Annotated in this window: 24 protein-coding genes; 12 read left to right on the top strand and 12 right to left on the bottom strand. The window is 62.8% G+C overall.

Annotated features, from left to right (window positions below; genetic code table 11):
• The 3 genes from BFD71_RS20745 to BFD71_RS20735 form a co-directional block, all read right to left on the bottom strand.
• Nucleotides 1–1247, bottom strand: a 1247-nt coding sequence (locus BFD71_RS20745) for a cytochrome c (protein WP_069266196.1), incomplete at its 3' end; no start/stop codon positions are given.
• 38 nt (nucleotides 1248–1285) lie between these two features.
• Nucleotides 1286–3061, bottom strand: a complete 1776-nt coding sequence (locus BFD71_RS20740) for a GMC family oxidoreductase (RefSeq protein ID WP_069266169.1) — start codon at nucleotides 3059–3061, stop codon at nucleotides 1286–1288.
• On the bottom strand, nucleotides 3062–3817 hold the full coding sequence (locus BFD71_RS20735; protein ID WP_069266195.1) for a gluconate 2-dehydrogenase subunit 3 family protein: 756 nt from the start codon (nucleotides 3815–3817) through the stop codon (nucleotides 3062–3064).
• Between the two features lie 907 nt (nucleotides 3818–4724).
• Between BFD71_RS20735 and BFD71_RS42225 the strand changes: the two genes are divergently transcribed.
• Nucleotides 4725–4850 (top strand): hypothetical protein, encoded by a 126-nt coding sequence (locus tag BFD71_RS42225; protein ID WP_256094829.1) that lies wholly within the window; start codon nucleotides 4725–4727, stop codon nucleotides 4848–4850.
• Between the two features lie 249 nt (nucleotides 4851–5099).
• Here BFD71_RS42225 and BFD71_RS20730 read toward each other — a convergent pair whose 3' ends face one another.
• Nucleotides 5100–6881, bottom strand: coding sequence for a winged helix-turn-helix domain-containing tetratricopeptide repeat protein (locus BFD71_RS20730; RefSeq protein WP_069266168.1), 1782 nt, complete (start codon nucleotides 6879–6881; stop codon nucleotides 5100–5102).
• A 456-nt stretch (nucleotides 6882–7337) separates the two neighbouring features.
• On the opposite strand from BFD71_RS20730, the gene BFD71_RS20725 reads away from it, so the two are divergent.
• Nucleotides 7338–9077, top strand: a complete 1740-nt coding sequence (locus BFD71_RS20725) for a PAS domain S-box protein (protein ID WP_083245367.1) — start codon at nucleotides 7338–7340, stop codon at nucleotides 9075–9077.
• 24 nt (nucleotides 9078–9101) lie between these two features.
• On the opposite strand, the gene BFD71_RS39225 is transcribed toward BFD71_RS20725, so the two are convergent.
• Nucleotides 9102–9374, bottom strand: a complete 273-nt coding sequence (locus BFD71_RS39225; RefSeq protein WP_083245363.1) for a hypothetical protein — start codon at nucleotides 9372–9374, stop codon at nucleotides 9102–9104.
• An 803-nt stretch (nucleotides 9375–10177) separates the two neighbouring features.
• Nucleotides 10178–11707, bottom strand: coding sequence for a CYTH and CHAD domain-containing protein (locus tag BFD71_RS20715; protein ID WP_069266165.1), 1530 nt, complete (start codon nucleotides 11705–11707; stop codon nucleotides 10178–10180).
• 302 nt (nucleotides 11708–12009) lie between these two features.
• On the opposite strand from BFD71_RS20715, the gene BFD71_RS42220 reads away from it, so the two are divergent.
• Complete coding sequence (locus tag BFD71_RS42220; protein ID WP_370684298.1) at nucleotides 12010–12210, top strand: hypothetical protein; 201 nt, start codon at nucleotides 12010–12012, stop codon at nucleotides 12208–12210.
• A gap of 214 nt (nucleotides 12211–12424) precedes the next feature.
• On the opposite strand, the gene BFD71_RS20710 is transcribed toward BFD71_RS42220, so the two are convergent.
• From BFD71_RS20710 to BFD71_RS20700, 3 genes are read right to left on the bottom strand one after another with little or no spacing between them, the layout of a single operon-like run.
• Complete coding sequence (locus BFD71_RS20710) at nucleotides 12425–13366, bottom strand: electron transfer flavoprotein subunit alpha/FixB family protein (protein ID WP_069266164.1); 942 nt, start codon at nucleotides 13364–13366, stop codon at nucleotides 12425–12427.
• Nucleotides 13367–13368: 2 nt separating this feature from the next.
• Nucleotides 13369–14142 (bottom strand): electron transfer flavoprotein subunit beta/FixA family protein, encoded by a 774-nt coding sequence (locus BFD71_RS20705; RefSeq protein WP_069266163.1) that lies wholly within the window; start codon nucleotides 14140–14142, stop codon nucleotides 13369–13371.
• Between the two features lie 44 nt (nucleotides 14143–14186).
• Nucleotides 14187–15374 (bottom strand): NAD(P)/FAD-dependent oxidoreductase, encoded by a 1188-nt coding sequence (locus tag BFD71_RS20700; protein WP_069266162.1) that lies wholly within the window; start codon nucleotides 15372–15374, stop codon nucleotides 14187–14189.
• A 183-nt stretch (nucleotides 15375–15557) separates the two neighbouring features.
• On the opposite strand from BFD71_RS20700, the gene BFD71_RS20695 reads away from it, so the two are divergent.
• Nucleotides 15558–16523, top strand: a complete 966-nt coding sequence (locus BFD71_RS20695; protein WP_069266194.1) for a LysR family transcriptional regulator — start codon at nucleotides 15558–15560, stop codon at nucleotides 16521–16523.
• 315 nt (nucleotides 16524–16838) lie between these two features.
• Here the strand turns inward: BFD71_RS20695 and BFD71_RS20690 are convergent, their stop codons facing one another.
• Nucleotides 16839–17441, bottom strand: a complete 603-nt coding sequence (locus tag BFD71_RS20690) for a helix-turn-helix domain-containing protein (protein ID WP_069266161.1) — start codon at nucleotides 17439–17441, stop codon at nucleotides 16839–16841.
• 258 nt (nucleotides 17442–17699) lie between these two features.
• Here BFD71_RS20690 and glnT point away from each other — a divergent pair, with 258 nt between their 5' ends.
• The 6 genes from glnT (at nucleotide 17700) to BFD71_RS20660 (ending at nucleotide 25403) form a co-directional block, all read left to right on the top strand.
• The gene (gene glnT / locus BFD71_RS20685) at nucleotides 17700–19088 is read left to right on the top strand and encodes a type III glutamate--ammonia ligase (RefSeq protein ID WP_083245360.1); all 1389 of its coding nucleotides are present in this window, start codon (nucleotides 17700–17702) and stop codon (nucleotides 19086–19088) included.
• Between the two features lie 12 nt (nucleotides 19089–19100).
• Entirely contained in the window at nucleotides 19101–20009 is a 909-nt protein-coding gene (locus BFD71_RS20680; RefSeq protein WP_069266160.1) for a class II glutamine amidotransferase, read from the top strand.
• The gene (locus BFD71_RS20675) at nucleotides 19997–20686 is read left to right on the top strand and encodes a protein glxC (RefSeq protein WP_069266159.1); all 690 of its coding nucleotides are present in this window, start codon (nucleotides 19997–19999) and stop codon (nucleotides 20684–20686) included. Before BFD71_RS20680 ends, BFD71_RS20675 begins: the two co-directional genes overlap by 13 nt.
• Nucleotides 20687–20712: 26 nt before the next feature.
• Entirely contained in the window at nucleotides 20713–22074 is a 1362-nt protein-coding gene (locus tag BFD71_RS20670) for an FMN-binding glutamate synthase family protein (RefSeq protein ID WP_069266158.1), read from the top strand.
• 77 nt (nucleotides 22075–22151) lie between these two features.
• Entirely contained in the window at nucleotides 22152–23585 is a 1434-nt protein-coding gene (locus tag BFD71_RS20665; protein WP_069266157.1) for an APC family permease, read from the top strand.
• Nucleotides 23586–25403, top strand: a complete 1818-nt coding sequence (locus BFD71_RS20660) for a bifunctional protein-serine/threonine kinase/phosphatase (protein WP_083245359.1) — start codon at nucleotides 23586–23588, stop codon at nucleotides 25401–25403. It begins immediately after the preceding gene.
• A 162-nt stretch (nucleotides 25404–25565) separates the two neighbouring features.
• Here the strand turns inward: BFD71_RS20660 and BFD71_RS20655 are convergent, their stop codons facing one another.
• Nucleotides 25566–25784: a hypothetical protein gene (locus tag BFD71_RS20655; RefSeq protein ID WP_069266156.1), complete on the bottom strand. Its 219-nt coding sequence runs from the start codon at nucleotides 25782–25784 to the stop codon at nucleotides 25566–25568.
• A gap of 238 nt (nucleotides 25785–26022) precedes the next feature.
• Between BFD71_RS20655 and BFD71_RS41495 the strand changes: the two genes are divergently transcribed.
• A complete protein-coding gene (locus BFD71_RS41495) occupies nucleotides 26023–26199 on the top strand; it encodes a hypothetical protein (protein WP_176732920.1) in 177 nt (58 codons plus the stop codon).
• An 11-nt stretch (nucleotides 26200–26210) separates the two neighbouring features.
• On the top strand, nucleotides 26211–26390 hold the full coding sequence (locus BFD71_RS20650) for a hypothetical protein (RefSeq protein ID WP_069266155.1): 180 nt from the start codon (nucleotides 26211–26213) through the stop codon (nucleotides 26388–26390).
• Between the two features lie 18 nt (nucleotides 26391–26408).
• Here BFD71_RS20650 and BFD71_RS42215 read toward each other — a convergent pair whose 3' ends face one another.
• A complete protein-coding gene (locus BFD71_RS42215) occupies nucleotides 26409–26867 on the bottom strand; it encodes a hypothetical protein (protein ID WP_256094827.1) in 459 nt (152 codons plus the stop codon).
• Nucleotides 26868–26944 lie beyond the last annotated feature (77 nt).

Below are 26944 nucleotides of genomic sequence, written 5' to 3'. Positions count from 1 at the left end.
TCCTGGTCGGACAGACGCCAGCCGAACGGCGGCATCGTGAACGACGAGGGCGCGGATTGCGTGCCTTCGAGCGCGCTGCCTGCGAGCAGCACGTGAATCAGCGAAGTGGGGTCCTTGCCCTGCACGACCGGGTTGCCGCCGAGCGCCGGGAACACGCGCGTGTAGCCGCGTCCGTCGCTGCGGTGGCAGGCCATGCAGTTGTCGCGATAGACCGCTGCGCCGCGTGCGCTCGCGTCGCCGTTTTGCAGCTTGTGCGCGGCGGCGGGATCGTAGGCATACGCGGTTTCCTTCGGGTCACGGGAGGGCAGCGTCTTGAGGTAGCGCGCGATGGCGAGCAGGTCCGTGTCGTTCATGTGCTGCATGCTGTGCTGAACCACGTCGGTCATGCCGCCGAACGCCGCAGTATGCAGATTGCGGCCCGACTTGAGGAACTGCACGATGTCGTCCTCGTTCCAGCCGCCTAAGCCCGTGCGCGGGTTGCCGCGCAGGCTGGAGGGGACCCAGCCGTCGATCGGGGCGCCGCCCGCGAGGAAGTCGTCGCCTTCGAGGTCGGTGAGCGCAAGCTCCTGCATCGTGCGCGCCCGCGGCGTGTGGCACGCGCCGCAGTGGCCGAGGCCCTGCACGAGATACGCGCCGCGCGCGACGATCGCATCGTTGTAATGCGAGCCGTCGAACGCCTGCGCCTTCGGCGCGAACAGCAGGCGCCAGGCGCCGAGCGGCCAGCGCATCGAGAGCGGCCAGGGAATGTCCACCGCGCGGTTCTGCGCCTGCACGGGCCCGACGCCGTGCATGAAGTACGCGTAGAGCGCCTTCATGTCGTCGTCGGAGAGGCGTGCGTACGACGGGTAGGGCATCGCCGGGTAAAGCGTGTCGCCGTTCGGCCGCACGCCCTGGCGCACGGCTTTCGCGAAATCGTCGTAGCTCCACTTGCCGATGCCGCTCCCGGCGTCGGGCGTAATGTTCGTGGAGTAGATCGCGCCAATGGGCGTATCGAACTTCAGCCCGCCCGCGAAGGGCTTGTCGCCCTGGGCGGTATGGCAAGCGATACAGTCGCCAGCGCGAGCGAGGTATTCGCCGTGCGCGACGAGCGCGGGGTCTGCGGGCTTGGCCGTGGCGTTGGCGGCACGGGCCGTGAGCAGCGCAAACGCCATGGATAACGCAGCACAGGCGGCGAGCGTGAGCGCCGCCTTCGAAACGGGGTTCAGGCGGCGCAGTGCGCCGCGTGCGCTTTTGCAAGCGAATCGCATGGGGACCAGGTTTTTCTTCATGATCGTCATGAGGCTTCTCACACGCTCACCAGGGGGACGGGGTTCTTCAGATACTGGTTGCGAATGGCTTTCGCGCTCCAGTAAGCGAGGGCGGCGACGAGGCCGGTCGGGTTGTAGCCGATCCCCTGCGGGAACGCGGAGGCACCCATCACGAACACGTTGGGCACATCCCAGCTCTGCAGATAGCGGTTGATGACGCTGGTGTTCGGATCGGTGCCCATCACGGCCCCGCCCACGAGGTGAGTGGTCTGGTAGCGGCGCGAGTCGAAGTGCGCGCCGAACTCGCGCGTGTAGACGTTGATGGCCTTCGGGCCCATCGCCTCGGCAATCTTCTGCATCTGGCCCGTCACGTACCGCGCCATCTTGATGTCGTTGTCCTTCCAGTCGAAGGTCATGCGCAGAAGCGGCTGGCCGTATGAATCGCGATAGGTCGGATCGAGGTCGAGGTACACGTCGCGGTACGACATGTTGGAGCCGTGCGCGTCCATCGAAATGGTGTGCGCGTAGTGGTCCTTCACGGCCTTCTTCCAGCCTGCGCCCCAGTTCGGCGTGCCCGCGGGCGTGGCGATGCCGCTGATCGGCTTCACGCCCGCCTGGTTCACCCAGAGCGGCGAGCCGCCCACGAAGCCGGGCGGGCCGTGGTCGAAGTTGTCGGCGTTGAAGTCGTCCACGGCCACGCCGTTGCCGCCCGCACCGATGAACGGGTTCGTCCACGTGTCCTTGTCGAAGAACGCCGTGATGGTCGAGAGGTTCTGGTACGCGAAGTTGCGGCCCACCACGCCTTCGCCCGACACCGGGTCATAGGGCTTGCCGATGCCCGAGAGCAGCAGCAGGTGCACGTTGTGATACTGGAACGCCGAGACGATAACGAGGTCCGCGGGCTGGAACACTTCCTGGCCCGCCGGATCGATATACGTCACGCCCGTGGCGCGCTTTCTGGTGCCGTCGAGTTCGACGCGCAGCACGTGGCATTTCGAGCGCAGTTCGAAGTGCTTTTCCTGCTTGAGCGCGGGCAGGATGTTGAGGTTCGGCGAAGCCTTCGAGTACATGTAGCACGCGTAGCCGCTGCAGAAGCCGCAGAAGTTGCACGGGCCCATCTGCACGCCATAGGGATTCGTGTACGGCCCCGACGTGTTCGCCGAAGGCAGGCGGTAGGGATGCAGGCCGATAGATTTCGCCGCGTCGAAGAAGCGTTGCGCCGAATAGGTATTCAGTTGCGCGGGCAACGGGAAATTGTCGCTGCGCGCGGCTTCGAACACATTGCCGTCGCCGACCACGTTGCCCTTCACCTTGTACGCCTGGCCCGAGGTGCCGAACACCTTTTCCGCGAAGTCGAAGTGCGGCTCCAGTTCGTCGTAGGTGACGCCGTAGTCCTGGATCGTCATGCCTGCGGGGATGAACTTCTTGCCGTAACGCTCTTCGTAGTGGCTCTTCAGGCGCAGCTCTTCGGGCGTGATGCGGAAATGCACGCCCGACCAGTGCAGGCCCGCGCCGCCCACGCCTTCGCCGGGCAGAAACGCGGCGAGCTGGCGGTAGGGCAGGGCCGTGTCGTTCACGCCGTGGCGAATCGAGACGGTGGTCTTCGACAGGTCGAGGAAGAGCTTCTTGCGGATGTTGTACGTGAGCTCGTCGATGGTGTTGGGGTACGCACCGTCCGGGTAGGTGTCGCGATACTCGCCGCGCTCGAGCGCGACCACCTTCAGGCCCGCTTCGGTCAGTTCCTTCGAGAGGATCGCGCCGGTCCAGCCGAAGCCGACCACGACGGCATCGACATGAGGTTTTTTGATCGCCATTTACGTACGCTCCCCGTTGATCGAGACCGGGCCGTACGGATAGGGCTTGCCGTTCTGGTTCACGAAATCCATGAAGTCGGCGCGTGCGCCGGGAAAGCCGATCATCTTCCACGCAGCCATGTTGCGGTTGCCGCCGTGGATCGGGTCGCAGAAGTAGCCTTCGCGCGTGTTCTGCAGCAACTGCCCGAAGAACACGGAGGCCGGCACGCCGTCCAGTTCGACCTTGCCCGCCTCGAGCGCGCCGAGCACGCTGTCGCGCGTGCTCGCGTCGAGCGCGTCGAAGTCCTTGCCGTAGGCCTTCGTGCAGTACGCGTTCACGGCCTTGATGCCGAGCCGGTAGATGTCGCGCGGCACGAGCTTCAGCTGGTAGCCGAGTTCGGGCACGCCTTGCTGGAACGGCCCCTGCATGTACCAGAGCGCGCCGTGCGCGTAAGGCGTGTCCATCTGCCGGTCGATGAATTCGGGCACGCCGGCTTGCAGCGCGCCGGGGCCTTCGGAGTCGGCGGGAATCAGACGGTCGGTGGCGGCTTGGACAAAGGCCCACTCGCGCGCGTCGAAGAAGCGCGGCTTGTAGGCGGCCTGCGCGGCTTCAGGCCTGGCGTTGGGCGCAGAGGCGGCGCTGCCCGCCGCGGCGGTTTCGCTCGACGGCTGCTTGCCGCCCTCGCAGCACGCCAGTGCGCTGGCGGGCACGAGCACCGCTGCCGCGCGCAGGAAGCCGCGGCGTGTCGTGAGAGGAGAGTCTGACATAGTTGAAATCCGTATCAAGACTGCGCGGCCGGCTTCGGCTGAGGCGGCAAGCGGGGACTGGAGATCACCAATTGGTGAAGCAGACCACTGATTGCTCCGGCAATCAGGACGCGGTACCAACGAGGGTTAGATCGCGGCCAGTAAGCGTACCGATTAGCGCTACCAACGATGCATTTCTATGGGTACTGGATCGGGTGCCGTATGCCACGGGCCTCGTCCTTTTGAGTCAGATAAAGATACATTCGGCATCCTAATTTATATCAATGCTCAGCTGCGTGGTCACAATAAGCGCTGTGCCGATGAGCACGACCTCGAACCCAATCCGTATGTCCAGAAGTAACGGAAACGTTACCCCTTACGGCACCAAGTAGGCCCATGTGCATGACAAGCTGGCCGAGGAGACCCAAGCCACTAAGCGGGGAGACACTCTACGCCGCCGCGTCAATGGCTTTAAAGATCATTAGTCTCTCGGGTTGGCCAAGTCGGCCGCTTCCTGAAATCCACAACAAGCCTTCCGCCTGAAAGCCAATCTAGAGTAAGCCAAGCGTAGACGCAAATGCACTTTGGGTTACATGTGACACGGCGCTACTTCCCATCGACACATAGATGTAGGTAAGCCATTGTGCAGTGGACCGCTACACCGATTGCAGCCTAGAGTGCTGTCATGTCCCGTTGTTCACTGACTGCATGGCACCGTCCTCACCAAAATTTCACTTCGACATTACTGTCCTCTCACGACTTTCGGGCACATCCACACCAATAATGCTCCCGTCGTAACCATCTCTTTGAAGTAGATGGTATGGACGCGTCGCAATGGTGAGGCTGCAGAAGCGGAACCAAAACGCCCGCAGGCCATACTGTCGTAATCCGGCAAGACCGGACTGTTGACCATAGCCTCATATCTAACGAGAGGACCATGATGAGCATGTACGCAAGGGATTTGCTTGAGCTACGCCGAGAAGATCCGACGTCGACAGAACTACCGAAGATGGCGATGAACATCATCGCTGCCGGCACACGAGATCAACGTGAAGGCTGCTGACATGAACGCAATCGAACGGTGGCGCTCACGACCGTTGCAGTTCCGTGCCTTGACTCGCTGCGATGAATGCGGCGAATTGAAAGAGGACGCCCAGAAGCGCGTGAACTATTGCTCGAATATTACAGTCATCTGTTGTACGAAGTGTTTCGCGGAAATGACTGAAGGTCATGAGGCGGAGTGAGTCAACAAACTGCGATTTCCGGTAAACCACGACGCCTCAGTGACTCAGCATCAGCCACCGAGCGCGATTCATTCCTGCGCACGTGGCTCCTGCGTAACCGTTAGCGGCGGGTGATCGCGCAACCAATCGCTGCGCCCCATCTGTGCAATGATTTCGCAAAACTGCGGATAACGATACAACCGGTGTGACAAAGGAAAATATCTGGAAAAGTAAAATAAATTAGTGTCGCGAATTTCGCACGCTTCGCGGGCGTAGCGAATCACCTCATCCTCCCTCGCCACCGCACAAGCCGTGATAGCGAGCGCCGTCGGCGTAACATATTCACGACGGGCTCGGGCCTGCATTTCGGCGAAAATCGCATCGGCGTCAGTGGCTTTGCCCCAACTTGCGAGTGCCACGGCAAGCCAGGCCATGGACCAGGGGTGCCGGCCGGACATGGCCAATGCCGATTCTCCCGCCGCGATAGACTCTTCGAACTGGCCGTTCAACAGCAGTGCCATTTGCAGCACCCAGTTAGCAAGAAAGCTCTCGGGATCGAGATGGACGGCGCGCCGGCTGACCTCCACGCCTTCCCCGGTTTTGCCCGCCACAATACAGGTCAGTGCGTATAAGGCGTGTGCGTAGGCTGATAGGGGGTCCGCTGCCAGCGCTAGCTTCGCTTGCTCCATTCCCTCCGCCAGCCGCCCTTCCGAGAACTGGAGATAAGCACTTCCGTACCAGCCGAGTGCCGAGATGTACTTCGGATTCAGTTGTAGCGCGCAAAGAAACTCACGCTCGGCCTCCGCTGTGTTCCAGGCCCAGAGCAGGTAGGCGAGCGCCAGGGTGCAGTGTGCTTCGGCGAGCGAAGGATCTAATGCCACCGCGTGTCGAGCGGCCTCTATGGCTTTGGGCATGAAAGCCTGAGGAGCCGCAAACCCGTAGAAGCAAAGCATCGAGTAGCAATCGGCAAGATCGGCCCACGCCAATGCATAGCCTGGATCGAGATCCACTGACCGCTGGTAACAGGCGAGGGCACGTGAAATAGCGGGACCCCTCTTGTAGAGCAGAGCGTGACCCTTCAGGTAGGACTCGTAGGCTTCGAGATTCGGGGTTCCAGGATTAGTCAGGTTTCTCGTATTCCACGGGAACGTGATCTTCAACCGCTTCACTATCGCTTGGGCAATCTCTTCCTGAATAGCGAAAACATCGTTCATCTCACGGTCATAGCGCTCCGACCAGAGATGATATCCGTCCACCGCAGACACAAGTTGCGCCGTGATACGCAGGCGATTATCCGCTCTGCGCACACTTCCCTCGAGAACGGTGCGCACGTTCAGTTGCTCGCCCACAATCCGCAAGTCGATGTGCTTACCCTTGAACGAGAAGGCGGAGCTTCGTGCCACGACGTGAAGCTCCTGGATCTGGGCGAGCGCGTCGATGATTTCTTCAGTGATCCCGTCGGCAAAGTATTCTTGCTCCGGATCTGCGCTCATGTTGACGAACGGCAGGACCACGATGGAATCGCTTACCACACTCTCAGTGGGCGCAGGCGTGGCGCTGCCTGCAGTTACCGGTGCAAGCAGTCGATAGCCTCGTTTCGAGATTGTCTCGATGACGCGCGGATCGCGGGCATCGTCGACAAAGGCGCGGCGCAACTCAGCGATGCAGCGCTTCAATACATCCTCGGTCACCACGGTCTTGGGCCACACAGCTTGAAAGAGCTGCTCTTTGGAAACCGTGTCTCCCGGGTGCTGGGCCAAACACACCAGCACTTCCATTACTTTCGGCTCGACGCGAACGGTCCGGCCCATGGAAGAGATGCTGTTGAGGCTGGGGGTGACCACCCAGTTCCCCACTCGGAGGTCGTCCATCGGGTCTCTCCACCAGCCGGTCGGTTATCAGAATTATAGCTTTGCTGAATACCGTCCGCACGAGCATCCGCCTGGTCAGGAACGGTATAGCAAGTCTGGACAACTACCGTAAAGGCTCCATCGATATTATCAAAGGCAGGCCGGAACACTGAGCGTCGTGACGGAGGGCACATCGACACGGATTGGATTCGAGGTGCGCCACCAAAGGCTCCGATCGCCGAAAGCCATTCCTCACTAAAATTCCCCGCCTATATCACCGTCTCCTCACGACTTCCGGGCACTTTCAGACTAACAATTGTCCCGTCGGAGCGATCTATTTTGAAGGGAATACTTAAGTTTTCGTGAGCCTTCGACGTGCGCATCTCTTCCGGGAATGGCCAGAAGTGCAGCGCGCGCCAATACGGGCGCAGATTGGAAAAGCTCGCGCTGGTAGCGCGCCTGAAGGGAAGGACCGCGATGGAATATGAACTCAGAAGTACGGTGGATGCGCTCCCGGGCCTGGTCTGGACCGCACTGCCGGACGGTCGCATTGAATTCGTCAATCGCCCCTGGTCGGACTATACGGGTCTCTCCGTCGAGCACGCGTGCGGCGAGGGCTGGCAGTCTGCGGTCCATCCCGAGGACCGGCCCGCGCTGCTTGAAGCCTGGCGAGCGGTCGTTGCTTCCGGCGTGCAGGGCGAGTTGGAAGCGCGAATGCGTCGCTTCGATGGCACGTATCGCTGGTTTCTATGCCGTGTCAGTCCGGTCGTCGACGCTGCCGGCAAAGTCGCGAAGTGGTGCGGGATCAACACGGATATCGAGGACCGTAAGCAGGCCGAAGCGGCCCTGAAGGCACACGAGGAGCGCTTTCGGCTCATCGTGGACGGACTGCCTACGCGCGTCATTCTCTTTACGCCGGACGGGGACGTGTTTCAAGCCAACCGCCATACGCTCAAATATTCAGGGGCGACGCTCGAAGAACTGAAGCAGTGGACTAGCAGAGACTTTACCCACCCGGATGATCGACGTGCGACTGTTGCCCGATTTTATGCGTCACTCAGAACCGGCGAGCCTTACGATTTTGAGTCCCGTCATCGTCGCGCGGACGGCGTCTATCGATGGTTTCGCGTACAAGGCTTTCCGTTGCAGGACAAGGAGGGGCGAATCGCTCTCTGGTACTTCCTGCAGACGGACATCGACGAGCGGAAGCGAGCCGAGGCGCTGCTTGCGGGCGAGAAGCGCCTGCTCGAAATGATCGCCATGGGCCTGCCCTTGCCCACGGTTCTTGATGACTTATGCCGGCTGGTCGAGCAGATCGTGAGCGACTGCTTCTGCAGTATTGCGCTGATCGAACCCGGCGACATGACATTCCAGCAGGTGAATGCGGCAGGCCTCGCTTTGACCTACACCTATCCTTCGAGTGGCGGCCGCGTCCACCTGGACTTGGGACCCTGCGGATTAGCAGCGTCGCGCAGCGAGCAGGTCGTCGTATCAGATATCGCGTCTGATTCACGCTGGCCCACGGCATGGCGCGACCTGAGTCTCGCACATGGTCTGCGCGCGTGCTGGGCGACCCCGATCCTGTCACGTACAAACGAAGTGCTGGGAACATTCACGTTATTCCGGTCGGAGCCTGGAACCCCCTCTCCGTTTCAATCCGATCTAACAGGACGGCTTACACACCTTGCGAGTATTGCGATCGAGCGTGCACAGGGCGAACTCGCACTGAAGCGAAGCGAGGAGCGCTTCCGTGCGATCGTGGACACGACGCCGGACTGCGTGACGGTCCTCGCAAACGACGGGACGGTATGGTATCGGGCGAATGCGCCAGAGCACCACCAAATTTCACGTTACCGCCCGGTTCGCCACGAAGAACGAGGTCGCCAGCGCCCTCGGACTGGACAAGAAGGAAGTTACCGATGGTTATCGTCCGGGCAGGACCTGGCCGACGTGAGCTTCCAGGAAGTTGTCGAAGCCACCAGAGTGACACGCTGTCACGCCGGTACGGTTGATCACACAGGGGCTTGGCTGCGAGTGTGTGCTCTCTGGCCGATGACGGTCGGCGCGAAGTTCGGTAACGACATCCTTCCCTTCGGCTGTGAGTTAGCCCGCAAGCGGACGATGGCCATCGTCCGCTCCTGGGTCAGTAGGCGTCGCTCCAAGTCCGTTGAATGGCAACGCGGCCAGCAGCAACTCTGCGCGCTGCGTCTGCGGTAGGGAGCGGGGGTCGCGCAAAGCCGATCAGCACTCGCCTTTTTTGGCGTGTCCCGGAGGGCAGTGCCATCCTTTGTCGTGATGGTGATGTTTTTCCCAGTCATCGCGATTCCAGTAGCGATGTCCATCCCAATATCGGTCGTCGTGCCATCCAGGCGTGACGACCACGGCAGCGGGTGGGGCAACCACGACAGGCGCGCCTACATTGATGCCGACATTGACATCAGTCGCGTGGACGGCACTGGTGAGGCCGACTGCAGCGGCGGCGAATGTCAGATGCGCGAGCGCGGTATTCTTCATGAACCAGTCCTCAAAATATGAACGCGTGCACGAGTCGGAGCTCGCCCGACAACAGGAACAGGGCGGCTTCCGACGGAATGTTGCGCCTCGTTGCCCTGTTTCCGACAACGATTCTGCTCGTGTGCGGCATCATTTTCGCAGAATCCCTGCGATTCTGATCGCCGACGCCATGCAGTAGCCTTTGCGGGACCAGGACCGCGACACCATAAGGCAGCCTTAAGGCTGCCTCCAATACCATCGTCGATTCGAGTCATTCAAGTGATGCGACGCATCATCCACTGACCGTCTTCGGCCTGTCCCTGCTCACGCCGTGTCTCATGCTGCCATTGTCGACGTTCACCCTGAGAACTGCACGACGATTTGTTGCGTTGCGCATGAATTGGTTCACTCGCGTGCCACGGGAGCGATAGAGAACGTGCCTATTACGACCCCAAACCGGTGGCTGCTTCTCGGCGTGCTGCTGCTTGGCGCTTCGCTCGGCCTTCTTGTTGCTGTGCTGCTGGGCATCCGGATCTGGCCATGAGGCGAGCCTTGCTTCAGGATGGACGTTGCGCAATGGAGCGCACAGCATCAAGGGGACTTTCGCGCACGCCCATTTCACGTGCGAGCGCCGCAACCTTTGCCGGTCCCTTCCGCTGCGTGGCCGATCTGATGCTCGCCAGGCGGTACGCTGCTCTCGGCGGCGACAACGCGCGGTAGTCGCAGGTAGCCGTGGGACGATGCTGCGCTGCGCGCCGTTTGCAACGCATCGGACCCGATGCCGAATCGGACCTCAGGTGCCGTTTCACCTGTCGCGCGCCGACTCAATGCGGTGGCGGGAGGCGTCTGAAACGATTCCATAGCTTCTTTAGCGTTTGATGATCTGCAGCGACGCGTGAAGAGAGATAGCCTCGGGCATAAGCCGCGCCTGGCGCTGCGTCCCTCGACCTGCGCGAAACGGTCCGCAGAAGCTGATCGGCGACCACCGCATCGTTACGCCAGCCGAGATCGTCCTGAAGTGCAGTCAGCGCTTTCACGTAGTGCTGCACGGCCCGTTTCGAGAACAACGACGCAAAGAACTCTGTCGCATACCGAACCTTCTTCGCCGCGATACGCGCGCGGTGCCGGCGGTGATCGTCGAGATCGGCGAGGCCCTTGCCACGCTTGATCAGCCTGCTGTGCCTGCGCCGCAGCACCTTGTCGGCGAACTGCCTCGCGGGGCTGTCAAGCGCTGCGCGTTGTTTGCCGGTCATATCGTCGCGCCATTTTTTGCAGGCCAGCCACAGCGCGAGTTCGAGCACCAGACGCGTGTAGCGAACCGACTCGACCGCGGCCGCCGCACGCTGCCGGTTGTCGACGGCGACCACCGTGCACGCCTGCCGCACCGGCATGAGTTCGTCTGCATTGCCGTCCGCGCCCGCCCGATCGAGTGTGGCCCCGGCAAGGACCTCCCAGTCACGCGCGGCGCCGAGTTCCGCCGCGATCCAGCGCAGTTCGTCGTCGAGCCCGGAATAGGGAGGAATCGCCTTGGCGAACAGGTCCAGCGCCGAGCGCAAACGTCGCAGTCCGACCCGCATCTGATGAACGCTTGACGGATCATGACCGGACACGACGCCGCGCTCGTTGGCATGCACCTGCGAGAGGCAGTTATGGACGATCGTACAGAACACGTCCTCAATCGAATTGTCTTTCGACAAGCGCACGGGTTCGGCCTTCACGGGCGCGGCGTGCTCGGCCACGAGCAATTCGTAGCCGATATCGGCCTTGCTGCGATGGTCGATGCTCAGCGGTACGGTCTTCAGAAGTTCGAGCGCCGTCGCATGGAGCGCCTCCGGCTTGCCCTGTTTCAGTTCGAGTTCGACAGCGGCGAGCGGCACCGAGCGCGTTTGCGCGTCGACAGTTCCCTCGTCGAGCGCTATTTCGAGTTCGTCTTCCGACGGCAGGTGCAGCGCGATTGCAGTGCGATGGATGCGTGTGACGAAAACAGGAGCGAGTTGCGCGGCGACGGCCTGATCACGGATCAGCCTGCCGCAATCGCTATCGGCCGATATGGCGTCATAGAGCAGCGCCAGATCGGGCGTGTCCCTTTTGATCGGCATTTCATATTCGGCCCTGTCGAACACACCGGCCTCCACAGCGCCCTCGAGCTTCAACGTCTGGATTCGCCGCTTTCCGACGGCGCGTACGCGCAGCGAGGCTTTGCAACGGTGGAGGGCCAGTTCCGGCGTGTCGAAGTACGTGCTGTTCAGGAATTCCGGTCGATCGGCAGTGGCCTGAGCGCGCGCCAGCAGCGGTGCGCCACGAAGCTTGGCGAGGTCCTCCGGGGCGATTCGTAGCTTTAACTCCCGTTCCATGATTGCCTCCATGCCGCGCGCCGCGTCATCACACAATCCCGGACGCGCAAGTTTCGGTCCGGATCGATTACGGGAAACCAGGCTGCCCGGCAGCCAAATCAGTCTTTGGTCGAGCGGCCGCAGATGGCCGCACTATGTCGCACGATCGCCTGTGGCGGTCATCACCGTGTTCGATAACACTGCCCCGCAGGCACGACAGGTGCGCTACTCGAATGGACCGGATCCGCACGACGTCCTGTGCAGCGGACCACCCCTTTCGAAAATAGACCATGAAAAGAACACTTCTCACTTTTGCGATCGTTATGTCACTTCCAGTGATTTCACCGACGTCAGCGGTGGCGGCTGGCTGCATGAAAGGCGCTGCCGTGGGTGGCGTTGCGGGCCACGTCGCGGGTAAGCACGGCACGGCAGGCGCCGCGGCTGGGTGTGCCGTCGGACACCACGAGGCAGCGAAGAAGAAGGCGGCGAGTGAAGCCGCGGCGAGCAAACCTGCGAGCCAATAGTTGGCGATCTCGGTAACCTCGCGGGGCCATCGAGGGTCGCCATGCTCGCGCGCCACGGCGCGGCACCGTGCTGCTCCGTTCCGCGCGCGAGGGTGCGCGTCGTGCCTGCGCCATTGGCGCAGGGCTCGGGCGGCAGACGCGTGCCGTCGATGAAACGCACGGCGCAGACTTCGGCGGCGCTTGCATTAGCAGAAAGAGCGAGGCAGGCGTGCGTTCACGCGCTCGTCCCCGCACTCTGCACGTGAGATTCGAGCGCGCCGACCACGTCGAACAGGTCGCCGACAAGCCCCACATCGGCCACCGAGAAGATCGGCGCGTCCGGGTCCTTGTTCACGGCGACGATGAACTTCGAGTCCTTCATGCCGGCGAGGTGCTGGATCGCGCCCGAGATGCCGAACGCCACATACACGTCGGGTGCCACGCTGCGGCCGGTCTGTCCGACCTGCGCGGCGTTCGGCGCATAGCCGGCATCCACGGCGGCGCGCGAGGCGCCGAGCGCCGCGCCGAGCTTGTCGGCGAGCTTGCCGAGACGCGCCATGTTCTCCTGCGAAGCGAGGCCGCGTCCCCCCGCGATCACCACGCGCGCGCTGCCGAGGTCTTGGCCGCTCTGCCCGGCGGCGCGGTGCTCGATTAGCCGCGTGGCTGTGAACGGCGCACCGGGTGCGAGCGCAACGACCTGCGCCGCGCCACCTTCCGCCTCGACCGGTGCGAATGACGAAGTCCGCACGCTGGCATAAGTGCGCGCCGTGGCGCTCGTCACCGTCGCGATCACGCTGCCCGCATAGAGGCCGCGCACGAACTGCGTGCGCTCGCGAATGGCGATTACGTCGGCGATAAAGGCGTCTTCGGTGAGCGCCGCCGCGCGCGGCAATGCAGCGCGGCTGGAGGCGCGGTGCGCCGCGAGCACCGCCGAATACCCTTCAGCGAGGGCGTGCAATTGCGCCGCGATCGTTTCCGGTGTGAGCGCATCGGCTGCGCCAGCGGATGCGACCAGCACGCGCTCGACTCCACTCACATGCGCCGCCGTTGCCGCGCTCGACGCATCGAATACGAGCAGATCGACGGGTTGCCCCAGTTGCAGCGCCGCGCCTATCACGCGCAGCGTGACATCGGAAATCGATCCCACGTCGGCATCGGCCAGAACCAGCGTTCTCATAGTCAAACTCCCACGGATTCAAATACGCGTCGATCGGCGAGTGCTGCGAGCAGCGCGTCGACACTGTCCACCTTCAGACCAGGCTCGCGTACGGGCGGATCGTTCAGTTTCAGCACGTGGCTGCGGGCGCTCGACACGCCGCCGAGCGCGTCCGCCTCTCGCGTGGCGAGCGGCTTTTGCTTCGCCTTGACGATGCTCGGCAGTGTCACGCGGCGCGGCTCGGCCAGGCGCAGATCGGCGCTGATCACGGCGGGGCCGTCGAGCTGCCACGTGGCGGTGCCCGCATCGTCGCCGCAGCTCGCGCGCCAGCCGCCGTCGATGGCGTCGAGCGCGCTCGCATTCAGCGCCTGCGGCCAGCCCAGCAGTGCGGCGAGCATGGCGGCCACGCCGCCCACGTCGCCGTCGATGGCCTGCTTGCCGCACAGCACGAGACCGTAGTCGACCTCGTTCATGTGTGCGGCCACGAGCCGCGCAACGGCGAGCGAATCGAGCGTGGCCGTGGCGGCCCCCGTGTCGATCAGCACCGCGTCGTCGGCGCCCATGGCGAGCGCGGTGCGCAGCACGTCCTGGTGCGCGGGCAGGCCGCAGGTCAGCACCGTGATGTGCGAGGCCACCCCGGCTTCCTTCAGTTGCAACGCTTTCTCGAGCGCGCATTCGTCGAACGGATTGAGCGACATCTTGAGCCCTGCCGTTTCGATCGCGCCGGCGCTGCTCACGCGCACGCGCACGTTCGGGTCGACCACGCGCTTGACGGGTACGAGAATGCGGACAGTCATCTGTTTTCTCCTGTTTGCATGAGAAAGCACATTGCGCGCTGGTGTTACGACACCGCGCCGAGACCGTACTTGCCGGTCAGCAGCGCGCCGCTCGCAAAGCGTTCGAGTGCGTACGGTTCGAGAGAGACGTCGGTGGCCAGGCCGAGCGCGTGCTGGGCGAGCAGCTTGCCGATGCCCGGCGAGAGCTTGAAGCCGTGACCCGAGAAGCCGAAGCCCACCGTGAGGCCTTCCACGTCGGCAACGTTGCCGAGCACGGGGTTCCAGTCGGGTGTGACGTCGTACACGCCGGTCCACGACGAGGCGAGCCCCGCCGTTTCGTAGGCGGGAAAGTGTTCGGCCACCTGTGCGCCGACTTCGGCCACATAGTCGAGGGAGATCTCGCCCTGCTCGGTCTCGGGCGCATTGAGCGTTTCGCCCACCACGCCTTCGGAGACCAGCATCTGGCTGCCGCCGTAGCTGCGGAAATAGAGCATGCCCGGCGAGCCGAGGTCCTTGAATGCGGGCATGGCGAACGTGTAGGGGGCGGCTTCGCATTCGAGCGCGAGCACGGTGTGGCGCTCGGGCTTGACCGGCAGCGGCACGCCGATCCATTCGGAGAGTTCAGGGGTCCAGATGTTTTGCGTGCTGACGAGCGTGCCGCAACCAAAGCGTCCCGCCGACGTTTGCACGCCTACCACGCGGCGGCCTTCGCGCACGAGGCCGGTCACGCGCACCCCTTCCATGATCTTTACGCCGCGGCGGCGCGCAGAGCGTGCGAAGCTGGTCGCGACGAGATAGGCGTCGGCGAAGCCGGCTTCTGGCTCGAAGCCGATCAGCGCGGCGTCGTCGAAGGTGGCGATCGGCAGGCGCGCCTGCGCCGTCTGGCGGTCGAGCAGTTGTACCTCGATGCCCATTTCCTGCTGGGCGCGCAGCGAGGCTGCCAGCGGGTCGAGCTTGTCGCCCTCGGGCGCGCTGATCATGTAGCCGCATTTGACGAGGCCGCAGGAGGCTTCGTCGTCCCCGAGATAGTCGGCGAAATTGTTGAAGGCCCACCAGGAAGCGCGGGCGAGTTGGACGTTCTGGCGCACCGAGTAATGCGTGCGCAGCAGCCCGGAAGACTGCGAGGTGGTGCCCGCCCCGATCGTCCCTTGATCGAGGACGAGAACGCTGTTCGCGCCGAGCGCGGCGAGATGGTGGGCGACGGACGTGCCGATGACGCCGGCGCCTATCACGACATAGTCAAAGTGGCTCATGGTGCCCTCGTGGGTGAACGATGGGCAAATTCTGCGTCCCGGCTGCCCGCCATTATTTTGTATTAGGCAAACTTATGGCTCGTCGACGCATTTGCTCATCGTCCGTGTGTTGAGCCGTCCGGGCGGCACCATGTGGAAGACGACGCGGTAGCGTCATTTGCGCAGATTTTCGCGGAGCTCCTCATGAGACGTACCCAGGCGCCAATCGACCTCAACGCCTTGCAGGCTTTTCTCGCGGTGTGCGAGACCGGCTCGATGACCGGCGCGGCGAAGCAGCTCGGCGTGAGCCAGAGCGCGGTGAGCCAGGCCATCGCGGCGCTCGAGCGAGATCAGGGCGTGGTCCTGTTCGATCGCGAAAGCCGGCCTCCCCGGCCGAACGTCGCGGGCCGCGCGCTGCTCGAACTGGCAGGCCCGCTGCTCGAGCATGCGCAGATGGTCAGCGCGCGCATCGGCGACACATCGAACGCGGGCAGCTTGCCCGTGCGGCTTGGCTGCGTGGATTCGTTCGCGGCGACCGTGGGCCCGGAGCTGATTCGCGCGGTGTCGGGCTCGGCACGGCAGATTGCGTTGTGGTCCGGTTTGACCCCCGGCTTGAGCAAGCAGTTGCACGATCGCGAGCTCGATCTCGCGGTATGCACGCAGACGACTCTCAACGACGCGCGCATCGTCGAGGCGCCGCTCTTTTCGGAGGCGTTCGTCGTGGTCGTCTCGCGCGCCTTGATTGCCGAGCGCGGGAACATCGACTGGCGCACGCTTGCGCTCGAAATGCCGATGATCCGCTATACCCCTCGCTCTGTGATCGGACAGCAGATCGAGCGCTATGCGCGGCACCTCGGCATCAACAGTCCGCGCCGCTATGAATTCGACGCGACCGATCCGCTCCTGAGCCTCGTCGCGGCCCGGCTCGGCTTCTCGATTTCCACGCCGTTGTGTCTTTGGCAGGCGCGCCATTATTTGCCTGAGATCGCCGTGTTGCCGCTGCCGGCCGGACGGCTCGGGCGGCGCGACTTCTTCCTGCTGCATCGACAGGGCGAGTGGGACGCGTTTGCGCACGAGATCGTTGCGTTGACGCGGCGCGTGCTTGACGCCTCCATCAGGCCGGCACTCGCGCGCGCGCTGCCGCAACTGCCCGAAGACGCATTGACGTAGCGGATCCGCGATATTTTTGTACGAGAGGCGGCGCTCGACGCGTTAAGGCGCTCGCACCGATGCTCGTGCGTACATAAGTATTTCTGATAACCGAGCGTAAGCCCGCGTCCCGATTCAGTGCAGCAGCGCACGGCAGACAGGAAAAACGCGCACCGTCAGCAGGCAAACGCCGGTGCAAGCGAATTGGGAAAGTAAGCGGGACAGGGCCGGCGTGCGTGCCAGATGTTTATCTGCAGGAATTTTTAGTTCATGAAGATAAACATGGCACGGACGTTGCATAAGAAGCAGCACAGGCGAGGCTGCAAGGCTTGCGCCTCAGTCGGCGGTTCCCGGCGGATAGATGAAGATCGACAGGAACTGGATGGGCGTCTTGATGAGGCGCTCGGGGCCGTGAGGAATATCGGCCTGGAAAGTAAGCGTGTCGCCGGGATGGAGGATGTAGGTTTGCTGGCCGTGGCGGTATTCGATCACCCCCTTGAGCATGTGGATGAATTCGGTGCCGGGGTGTTCGAAGGTCGGGAAGCGTTCTGCTTCGTCCTCCATGGTGATGAGGAAGGGCTCGAAGGCTTTGCGCGGGCCCTGGTCGTAGGCGAGCAGATGGTAGGTATGGCCGCGTTTGGTGCCCTTGCGAACGACTTCCATGCCCGCGCCTTTCTTGACGAGTTGCGCGTCGCCTTGCGGCACGTCGAAGTTGCGAAAGAGCGCGGAAAGAGAGACGCCGAGCGCCTGGGCGATGCGGTGCAGGACGTCGAGTCCCGTTGAGGTCTGCGCGTTCTCGATCTTCGAGAGCATGCCGCGGCTGATGCCGGCCTGGTCGGCGACCTGGGCGATGGTCAGGTCGTGGCGCTGGCGCAAGTCGCGAATGGTGGCGCCCAGAAAGCGCTCGAGCGCAGTTTTGTTGTCGTCCCCAGCGTGCATGATCGGCCTCGGTAGAAATGCTTGACGCGTAGCTGGCCGGCACGCAGTGGCGCGCGCCGGCTGTTTCACGCCATGAAGCATTGTTGCATGGCAGGAAAAGAAGTTCCAGACGGAGCGCGTAACGAGAAGTGCAACGAGTGCGCAATGGCGGGTGCGCATGAGCGCCCTGAACGATGGCCAGCAAGACCCCGGAACCGGCCCAGGCACGATGTGCCCAGCCTCTTTCAACCGCAAACGGAGTTGGTGCAAGGAGTGACGATGAATCTGAACGACGCGAGTAAGCTGCCGCTCAGCGAGCCCGGAAGCGTGCCCCGTTTCGACTCGGCAGAAAACGCGCAGGGCTGGCTTGCTCAGCAGGGCGTGAAATACGTTTTGGCGCAGTTCGTCGACATCCATGGTGTCGCAAAGGCCAAGTCGGTGCCGGTCGCGCATTTGAAGACGGTGCTCGAGGCGGGAGCCGGCTTCGCAGGGTTTGCGATCTGGGGTGTCGGCATCGAGCCGAACGGCCCCGATTTCATGGCCGTCGGCGATCTCGCGACGCTCACGCCCGTTCCCTGGCAGCCGGGCCTCGCACGCATCGTCTGCGAGGGGCACGTGAACGGCGAAGCGTGGCCGTTCGATTCACGCGTCACGCTCAAGCGCCAGGTAGCACGCCTGACCGAGCGCGACTGGACCCTTTTCACAGGACTCGAGCCGGAATTCTCGCTGCTGCGCCGCTCCGCTAGCGGAACCCTCGAACCGTGCGACCCCAGCGACACGCTGGCGAAGCCGTGCTACGACTATAAGGGGCTATCGCGCACGCGGGTGTTTCTCGAGCGGCTCACCGAAGCACTGCGCTCGGTCGGCATCGACGTCTATCAGATCGACCACGAGGACGCCAACGGCCAGTTCGAAATCAACTACACGTACACCGACTGCCTGACGTCGTGCGACCACTACGTGTTCTTCAAGATGGCCGCGTCGGAGATTGCCAACGAGCTAGGCATGATCTGCTCGTTCATGGCGAAGCCGTTCGCGAACCGGCCCGGCAACGGCATGCACATGCACATCTCGATCGGCGACGGCAAGCGCAATCTGTTCGCCGACGGCGGCGACCCGCTGGGCATGGGCCTGTCGACGCTCGGCTACCAGTTCACCGCCGGCATTCTTGCGCACGCCCCCGCGCTCACCGCGCTGTGCAATCCGACCGTCAATTCGTACAAGCGCCTCGTGGTGGGACGCTCGCTCACCGGCGCGACGTGGGCGCCGGCCTATGTGAGTTATGGCGACAACAACCGCTCGACCATGGTGCGCATGCCCGGCGAGCGCATCGAACTGCGTCTGCCGGACGGCTCCTGCAACCCGTACCTCGCAACGGCCGCCGTGATTGCCGCGGGGCTCGACGGGATCGACCGGCAACTCGATCCGGGCGCACCGGCAAACGAAAACCTTTACGAGTGGTCGTCGGAGCGACTTGCCGCGCACGGCATTGCGGTGTTGCCGCAAAACCTCGAGCAGGCGCTCGACGCGCTCGAGGCGGACACACTGATCTGCGAAGCGCTCGGCCCCCTGGCCGGTGAGTTCCTCAAGCTCAAGCGCATGGAATGGCTCGAATACATGCGGCACGTGTCCGACTGGGAACTCAAGAGCTACCTCGAATTTTTCTAAGGAGAACACACAATGTGTGGAATCGTAGGGTTGCTGGTGAAGACGCCGGCGCTACGCGAGCGGCTCGGCGAGCTGATGGTGCCGATGCTGATCGGCATGACCGAGCGCGGACCCGATTCGGCGGGGCTAGCGGTGTTCGGCAGCGAGGTGGATGCGAGCCAGCGCAAGCTGAGCCTCTACGCGGGCTTCACGGACGAGGGCGCGCAATTTCCCTGGGCCGCACTCGCCGACGCGCTCAACCACGCCATGGACGTCACCGCGCGCTTCGACGTGAAGGGCAATCATGCAGTGCTCACGCTCCAGGGCGATGCGGAGCGCGTCAAGGTGTGGTTGCGCGAGCACTATCCGAAGCTCTATCTGCTTTCCACTGGACGCTCGATCGATCTCTACAAGGACATCGGCTCGCCGGCCGAAGTGGCCGCGCGCTATGACTTCGCGAACCTCAAAGGCTCGCACCTCGTCGGCCACACGCGCATGGCCACGGAATCGGCCGTCACGCCGGACCGCGCGCATCCGTTCACGGCGGGAGAGGACTTCTGCCTCGTGCACAACGGATCGCTTTCGAACCCATATGGCGTGCGGCGCAAGCTCGAGCCGCTCGGCATCCACTTCGATACCGACAACGACACCGAAGCCGCTTGCCGTTTCATCGAATGGCGTTTGCGCGAGGGCGATGCGCTGCCCGAGGCGCTGCAAAAAGGCTTCGAGGAGCTGGACGGCTTCTATACGTTCCTGATGGGCACGACGACCGAGCTCGCGCTGATCCGCGATCCGTTCGCGTGCAAGCCGGCCGTGGTCGCGGAGAACGACGACTACGTAGCGATTGCCTCTGAGTTTCGCTCGCTCGCGCATCTGCCCGATATCCGCAATGCGAAGGTCTTCGAACCCGCTCCCGAGGAGATGTACGTATGGAAAGCCTGAATTTCGACCTCGAGACGCAGACGGTCCGGGACCTGAACCAATACCTGCACGGCGACACCGCGGCGCTGGCGGGGCAGCGCATCGCCGTCACGTCGCCGAATGGGGCACACAACATCGCCGTGGGCGTAGATGCCGACCTGCATGTGACGATCAAGGGCCACGCGGGCTACTACGCCGGCGGGATGAACCAGCAGGCGACGATCGTGATCGAGGGGAGCGCCGGCACGGGCGTCGCCGAGAACATGATGAGCGGCAAGGTGCATGTGCGAGGCTTCGCCTCGAACGGCGCGGGCGCTTCTGCGCACGGCGGACTGCTCGTGATCGACGGCGACGCGGGTCTGCGCTGCGGAATCTCGCTCAAGGGCGGCGACATCGTGGTGGGCGGCTCCGTGGGCAGCTTCTCGGCCTTCATGGCACAGGCGGGCCGCATGGTGATATGCGGCGACGCGGGCGACGCGCTGGGCGATTCGCTCTATGAAGCGGTGCTCTACGTGCGCGGCGAAGTGAAATCGCTCGGGGCGGACGCGCAGTACGAACCGATGAGCGATGCCGATCTCGACGCAGTGCGCGTGTTGCTGGCGGCGGGCGGGCTGGATCACGATCCAGCGTCCTTCAAGCGAATCGCGTCGGCACGCACGCTCTATCACTGGAACGCCGACGCCAATCAGGAATATTGAACACACGCTCTCTGAGAAGGTTCCCAATGGATGCCAAACCCGTTCAATTCGTTCGTTTGCAGCACGAAGAGTCGCACGGCTACGACCGCAAGACGATCGACTATATCCACTCGGCGGCACAGCGAGGTCTCTATGAGATCCGCGGTCTGGGCGCGAAACGCCACGTGCCGCATTTCGACGACCTGCTGTTTCTCGGCGCGTCGCTGTCGCGCTATCCGCTCGAAGGGTACCGCGAGAAGTGCTCGACCCAGACCGTGCTAGGCACTCGCTTCGCGAAGAAACCTGTCGTGCTGGATATTCCGGTCACGATTGCGGGCATGAGCTTCGGCGCACTGTCCGCGAACGTCAAGGAGGCGCTAGGGCAGGCCGCGACGGCGATGGGCACGTCCACGACCACCGGCGACGGCGGCATGACCCAGGAGGAGCGCCGCGCGTCGAAGACGCTGGTCTATCAGTGCCTGCCGTCGCGCTACGGCTTCAATCCGGACGACGTGCGCCGTGCCGACGCGATCGAAATCGTGATTGGCCAGGGCGCAAAGCCGGGTGGTGGCGGGATGCTGCTCGGGCAGAAAGTCAATCCGCGCGTGGCGGCGATGCGTACCTTGCCAGCCGGCGTCGATCAGCGCTCGGCGAGCCGCCACCCGGACTGGACCGGTCCCGACGATCTGGCGATCAAGATCCAGGAACTGCGCGAAATTACTGACTGGAACACGCCGGTGTACGTGAAGGTCGGGGCAACCCGCACGTTCAACGACGTCAAGCTTGCGGTACATGCTGGCGCGGACGTGGTCGTGATCGACGGAATGCAGGGGGGCACCGCGGCCACCCAGACCTGCTTCATCGAGAACGTCGGGATTCCGACGCTGGCTGCGGTTCGCCAGGCGGTGGATGCTCTCGAAGACCTGAATATGAAAGGGCAGGTGCAGCTGATCGTGTCGGGCGGCATACGGACGGGAGCCGACGTAGCCAAGGCGCTGGCGCTTGGCGCAGACGCCGTCGCGATCGGGCAGGGCATGCTGATGGCACTCGGCTGCAATAGCGACAGCTACTTCCAGAACGGCGCACTTCATTCGGCGGCTGCCGACTATGCAGCGCTTGGCACGTCGCCGGGCTTCTGCCACCACTGCCATACCGGCAAATGCCCCGTTGGCGTGACGACCCAGGACGCCGTTCTCGAGCAGCGCGTCCTGCCCGACGAAGGTTCGCGCCGTGTGCGCAACTACCTGAAGACGTTGAACATGGAGCTGACGACGATCGCGCGTGCCTGCGGGAAGCAGAACGTGCATCACCTCGAGCCCGAGGATCTGGTCGCCCTGACCGTGGAAGCCGCAGCGATGGCACGCGTGCCGCTCGCGGGCACTTCGTGGATTCCTGGCTGGAACAATTAAATTCAGTTGGCTGGAATTTTTGACTCTGGGAAATTTAAGCAAAGTCCGTTAAATCCCCAATCTTTCAGGAGCCCTACATGAGTACGCAAAGCACCACACAAGCAGCGCCGGCATCGTCAACCGGCCTGCGTGCCGGTACTTTAGGTTTTGCCGAGGTGATTGGCCAATCTATCGCAAACGTTTCGCCAACCTTTACTCCTTCGATCAATGTGACCGCGATCGCGGCGCTGGCGGGCGCGGGGACCTGGCTGATTTATGGACTTTCGACGCTCGGGCTGCTGCTGGTCAGCATGAGCATCATCGCGCTCTCGAGCCGGATTGCAACCGCTGGATCATTCTTCATCTATATTTCGCGCGCGCTCGGGCCGATGGCAGGGGGCATGGCCGGCTGGGGGTTGATCGCGGCGTATGTGGGCACCGCGATGGGGGTAGGTGCCGCAGGCGTGGTTTTCGTGCAGAATGCCTTCTCTTCCTGGGGCATCAATATCCCGTCGTGGGCGGTCTACACCGTTTTCATTGCTCTCGCCTGGTTCTTCTCCGCACGCGACGTGAAGCTTTCCTCGCGCCTCTCACTGGCGATCGAGGCAACGTCGGTGGTGATCGTGGGCGGCGTGCTGATCTACGTGCTCGCCCTGCATCCTGACCATATCATCGACCATACGCAATTGAGCCTGCAGGGCGTGAGCGGGAAGGGTATGGCGCAAGGCATGGTGCTGGGCATCTTCTCGTACGTGGGCTTCGAAAGTGCCGCCTCGCTCGGCCAGGAGACCAGGGACCCGCTGCGCATCATTCCGCGCGCCGTGGTCTGGAGCGTGATCCTGTCGGGCCTTTTCTTCATGTTCGTCGCCTATTCGATGACGATCGCCTACCACGACGACACAGCCAAGCTCGGCGCCGATTCGGCCGTGCTCAACACCTTGCTTGCGAGCGTTGGCGCCTCGCCGCTCGGCCCGGTGTTTTACCTGATCGCTTCGGTCAGCGCGTTCTCGTGTGTCCTTGCGTGCATCAACTCGTCCAGCCGCCTGCTGTACTCCATGGGGCGCTACCAGTTCGTGCACCGCTCGATGGGAATGATTCACCGCACGCATCAGACGCCGTATCTCGCTGTGGCGTTTTCCTCGATCGTGACGCTCGTTGTGTGCATCGCGATGCTTGGCGCCGGTCCGCTCAATACCTTCGGCTACACGAGTACGTTCGCCACCTTTGGCTTTCTGGTGACCTATTTTCTCGTCGCGGTTTCCGCGCCTCTCTATCTGAAGAAGATGGGCGTGCTCAAGCCGGTCAACGTGCTGTGGAGCGTGCTTGGCGCGCTGGCGATGGTCGGCGCAGTGATCGGCAGCGTGTATCCGGTGCCGGATTATCCGTATAACATACTGCCGTATCTGTTCGTGGCGTACATGCTGGTCGGCACGGTCTGGTTGCTCATGCTGAAGAAGCGTTCGCCCCAGGTGCTCGAGAAGATCGAGCACGATCTGGAAACCAGCGACGTGATGACTCACGGCAAAAAGTAAATGACTGAACCGCGCTCCGTGGACCACCTTTCCGCACCGGCTGCGGACCGGAGGTCGGTCCATGCAGCCGGGACGGCCGTTGCAACTCGCGAAGCGGATTCTCAGGAAGTCGACCTGCAGTTGCGGCCCGAGCGCGGCGAATGCGCCGCGCTCGAGATCGGCTGCGTCTCCCGTCCCGCGCGTCTGCGTGGGCAAAATCGCGTCAACGAGGACTATTTCGGCGTGATGCTCGGCGACCTGGCCGCGCGCGCCGCGCGTGGCAGTGTGATCGCGCTGGCTGACGGAGTGAGCGGAAGCCAGGGTGGCCGGGTCGCGGCCGAGCTTTCAGTGCGTACCTTCATCGATGCGTATTACGGGCTACCCGAAACGCTCCAGCCCAGCGTGGCCGCTGCGCGTTCGCTACAGGCGCTGCACGGCTGGCTGCTCCACATGGGCCGCGTCGATCCAAAGCTTAAACAGATGGCCGCGTCATTTGCGGCGCTGGTCATACGGCGCGCCACAGCGTATCTGGTCGCAGCCGGAGATGTGCGGCTCTATTTGCTGCGCGACGGGCAACTGGCACAAATCGGCGAAGACGACATTGTGCCGGTCGCTTTTGGTTCGTACGTGGCGCACGCCATTGGCATGAACCCGGCGCTCGTGACCCGCTTCGAAACGTTCGAACTGCGTGAGGATGATCGCCTGCTATTGTGCTCGGACGGTCTTTATCGTCATGTGCCAGTGCGTGAACTGCAGACGGTGCTCGCGACGCGCAGTGGCGCGCTCGAAACTGCGCGCCGACTCGACGCGCTGGCACTGACGCGCGGTTCCCAGGACGACGTTACGAGCGCCGTGATTGACGTTGGCAGCCTGCCTTTGCTCGACGGCGGGTATCTGGAGCGAGTGGTCGGAATGCTGCCGATTCTCGCCGTGCCCGACGCCGGTGAGGTTATCGATGGATATCTGCTCAAGAGCGTGCTCAGCGATGGCTTTTATTCGCGGATCTTCGCCGGCTACGATCTGGCCGATCCGGACACGCCACTGGCGCTCAAGTTTCCCAAACCGCGCGTCGAGCAAGACGAGAACATACGCCAGTCGATCGTGCGTGAGCGCTGGCTCGCAGGCAAGGTTGGCGACGCCGGCGTGCTCGCGCCGCTGCCCGTTGACGCCAATCGGCAAACCCGGCTTTATGTGGTAATGCCGCTCGGCGCGGGAGTCACGCTCGAAAAGCTCCTTTCGGCGCCCGAGCCCATAGGGCTGCCGCGCGCGATCGGAATCGCACGGCAATTGGGCCGCTCGATCGACGCGCTGAATCGACGCAATATCTTCCATCGCGATATCAAGCCCGAGAACGTGCTGGTGATGCAGGACGACAGGACGTGCCTGCTCGACCTGGGCTTTGGTTATATGCCCGGTATGGAGCTGCCGGGCTCAGCCTGCGCGCCTGGCTCGCCCGCGTACATGGCGCCTGAGTTGATGAGGGGTGCGCAAGGCGATGCGCGCTCGGAGGTATTTGCGTATGGCGTGACGCTGTACCGGCTATTCAGCGGCGGCAAACTGCCGTACGGCTTCAATGGTCGCGTGCCGCTCTACGAGTACCGGCTCGACGCGCCGCATTGGCTTGACCTCGTGCTGGAGAAAGCGCTGCAGTCTGATCCCGCACGCAGGTATCAGGACGTACTCGCGGTCTGCGCCGATCTCGAGCGCCTTTCGAGCGGCCAGGGTGCGATGGCTCCGGTTCGACGCAAGCCCTTGCTCGAGAGCGAACCAGTGCTGTTCTGGCAGGGGATCTCGATTCTATTGCTGGCGCTGCTGCTGTGGTCGCTGATACGGCGATGAGCTTTCGCGTTGACATGCGGGCAGATTGAACCGCGAGACCGGGGCGCGGTGGGCTTTCGGATGGAAGGTTGCCTCGAAGTGCGATGTGGCACCCGTGTATCTGCGCGCACTTAGGCGCCGACTGAAGCGAAGTATCCACGGAACTTGCGTTGCGCCTGCCTGCTAACCGTGTGTGTCGACCCACGCCTTTGCCCAGGCGATTCCCGCGTCCTGCGCTTCCTCCTCCGAATCGAACAGGTCGAGGACTCCGGAAGTGCAGATGAGCTTGTTCCCCTGGATGATGGTCCCGCCCCCCGCGTAGCGCTCTGGCGTCAGCAGCTCTGCCTGTTGCGCGATGGCATGACCCCACAAATCGTAGCCTTTGTAAGTCTCTCGTTCCATCTTTCTGGTGCCTGAAGGCGGGAGCCGTTGCTTATCTCGTTCTCATCTTAACTTCTCTCCTCGACGAGGGCATGCCGTCAGGCGCCGAAGCGGCAGCCTGCGCTTTCTGATCGCGGCCCGGCAAGGCTTTCGTCCTGTCGGCATTGTTTAAGCTCGATTTAAGTGACGCTACGTACTCTTCGAAAGCATCCTTGAGCGGACAACGACTCGAGGCATCCATAGACGCAAAGAGGTTGAAATGGTGTACCTGATTACCGACCTGAAGATGATCGAAAGCTACGGCCGCATCAAGGCTGACAGCGGCAAGGATGCGCTGGAAGCGTTTGCGCTCAGCGAGGGCTTCCCCAACCTGATGGAGTTTGCTTCGGCCCAGCCCACGTTCGTCAACGACTTGATGGCTGTTCAACTGCAATAAGGAATACTGACGTGGCCATGACTTTGGGGCAGGCCCTCGTGCACGCTGAGCAGCTGGAAGTCTCCGGGGTGATTTCCAGAACGGCGCAGGCGCTCATCCGGCTGAAACAGGAGTACCGTGACGTCGTCGGCGCGGAAAAATACGAACAGATCATCGAGGAAGCGGGCCTGGCGCATCCGGACCCGCAGTGACTCTGGCGCCGCCGGTCGCTACTTTTGCGACTCGAGCATGTCCAGGTTGGCTTGCGCGGTCTCCTCGGGATGTATCGAGCAGTAAGCGTCGAAGAGGGTCGAGCATAGTTGCGCGAGTGCCGCGAGATTCACTGCCTGGCCTGCATGTTCGACTTCTCCGGCGTTGAGTATGTCGTCAACGACGGGGGCGAGACGGCGCAGTTGCCGGAAAGTCTCCGCATCGATTTCCATTGCACTTCTCGTGTTCAAGCGCCGGGGCGCACTCGACAAACCCTTACGGTAGCACTTCAACGACGCACCCGCAGAATGCGACTTCGGCAAAAGCTGAATACCCAACACTGATACCCCCTTTGAGGCGATGTTGATGCGTTGCACAATGAAAATCGAATGCCCGTCCGATTTGGCCGCAACGTTTGCATCGACCTGAATGTAAGACCGCCCGATATGGCCCGATAACGGGTGCAAATTCGAATCCATGCACATTGCCTGGTTTATTGTGCAATGCACAGAAACAATGGCTTTTCAGCGGCCAACAAAGGGAATACCCTTAGAAA

It is taken from the genome of Paraburkholderia nodosa (genome assembly GCF_001718195.1).
GTDB lineage: Bacteria > Pseudomonadota > Gammaproteobacteria > Burkholderiales > Burkholderiaceae > Paraburkholderia > Paraburkholderia nodosa_A.
Note: the sequence above shows the minus strand (reverse complement) of the source record. Positions and strands in the feature narration are given on the sequence as shown.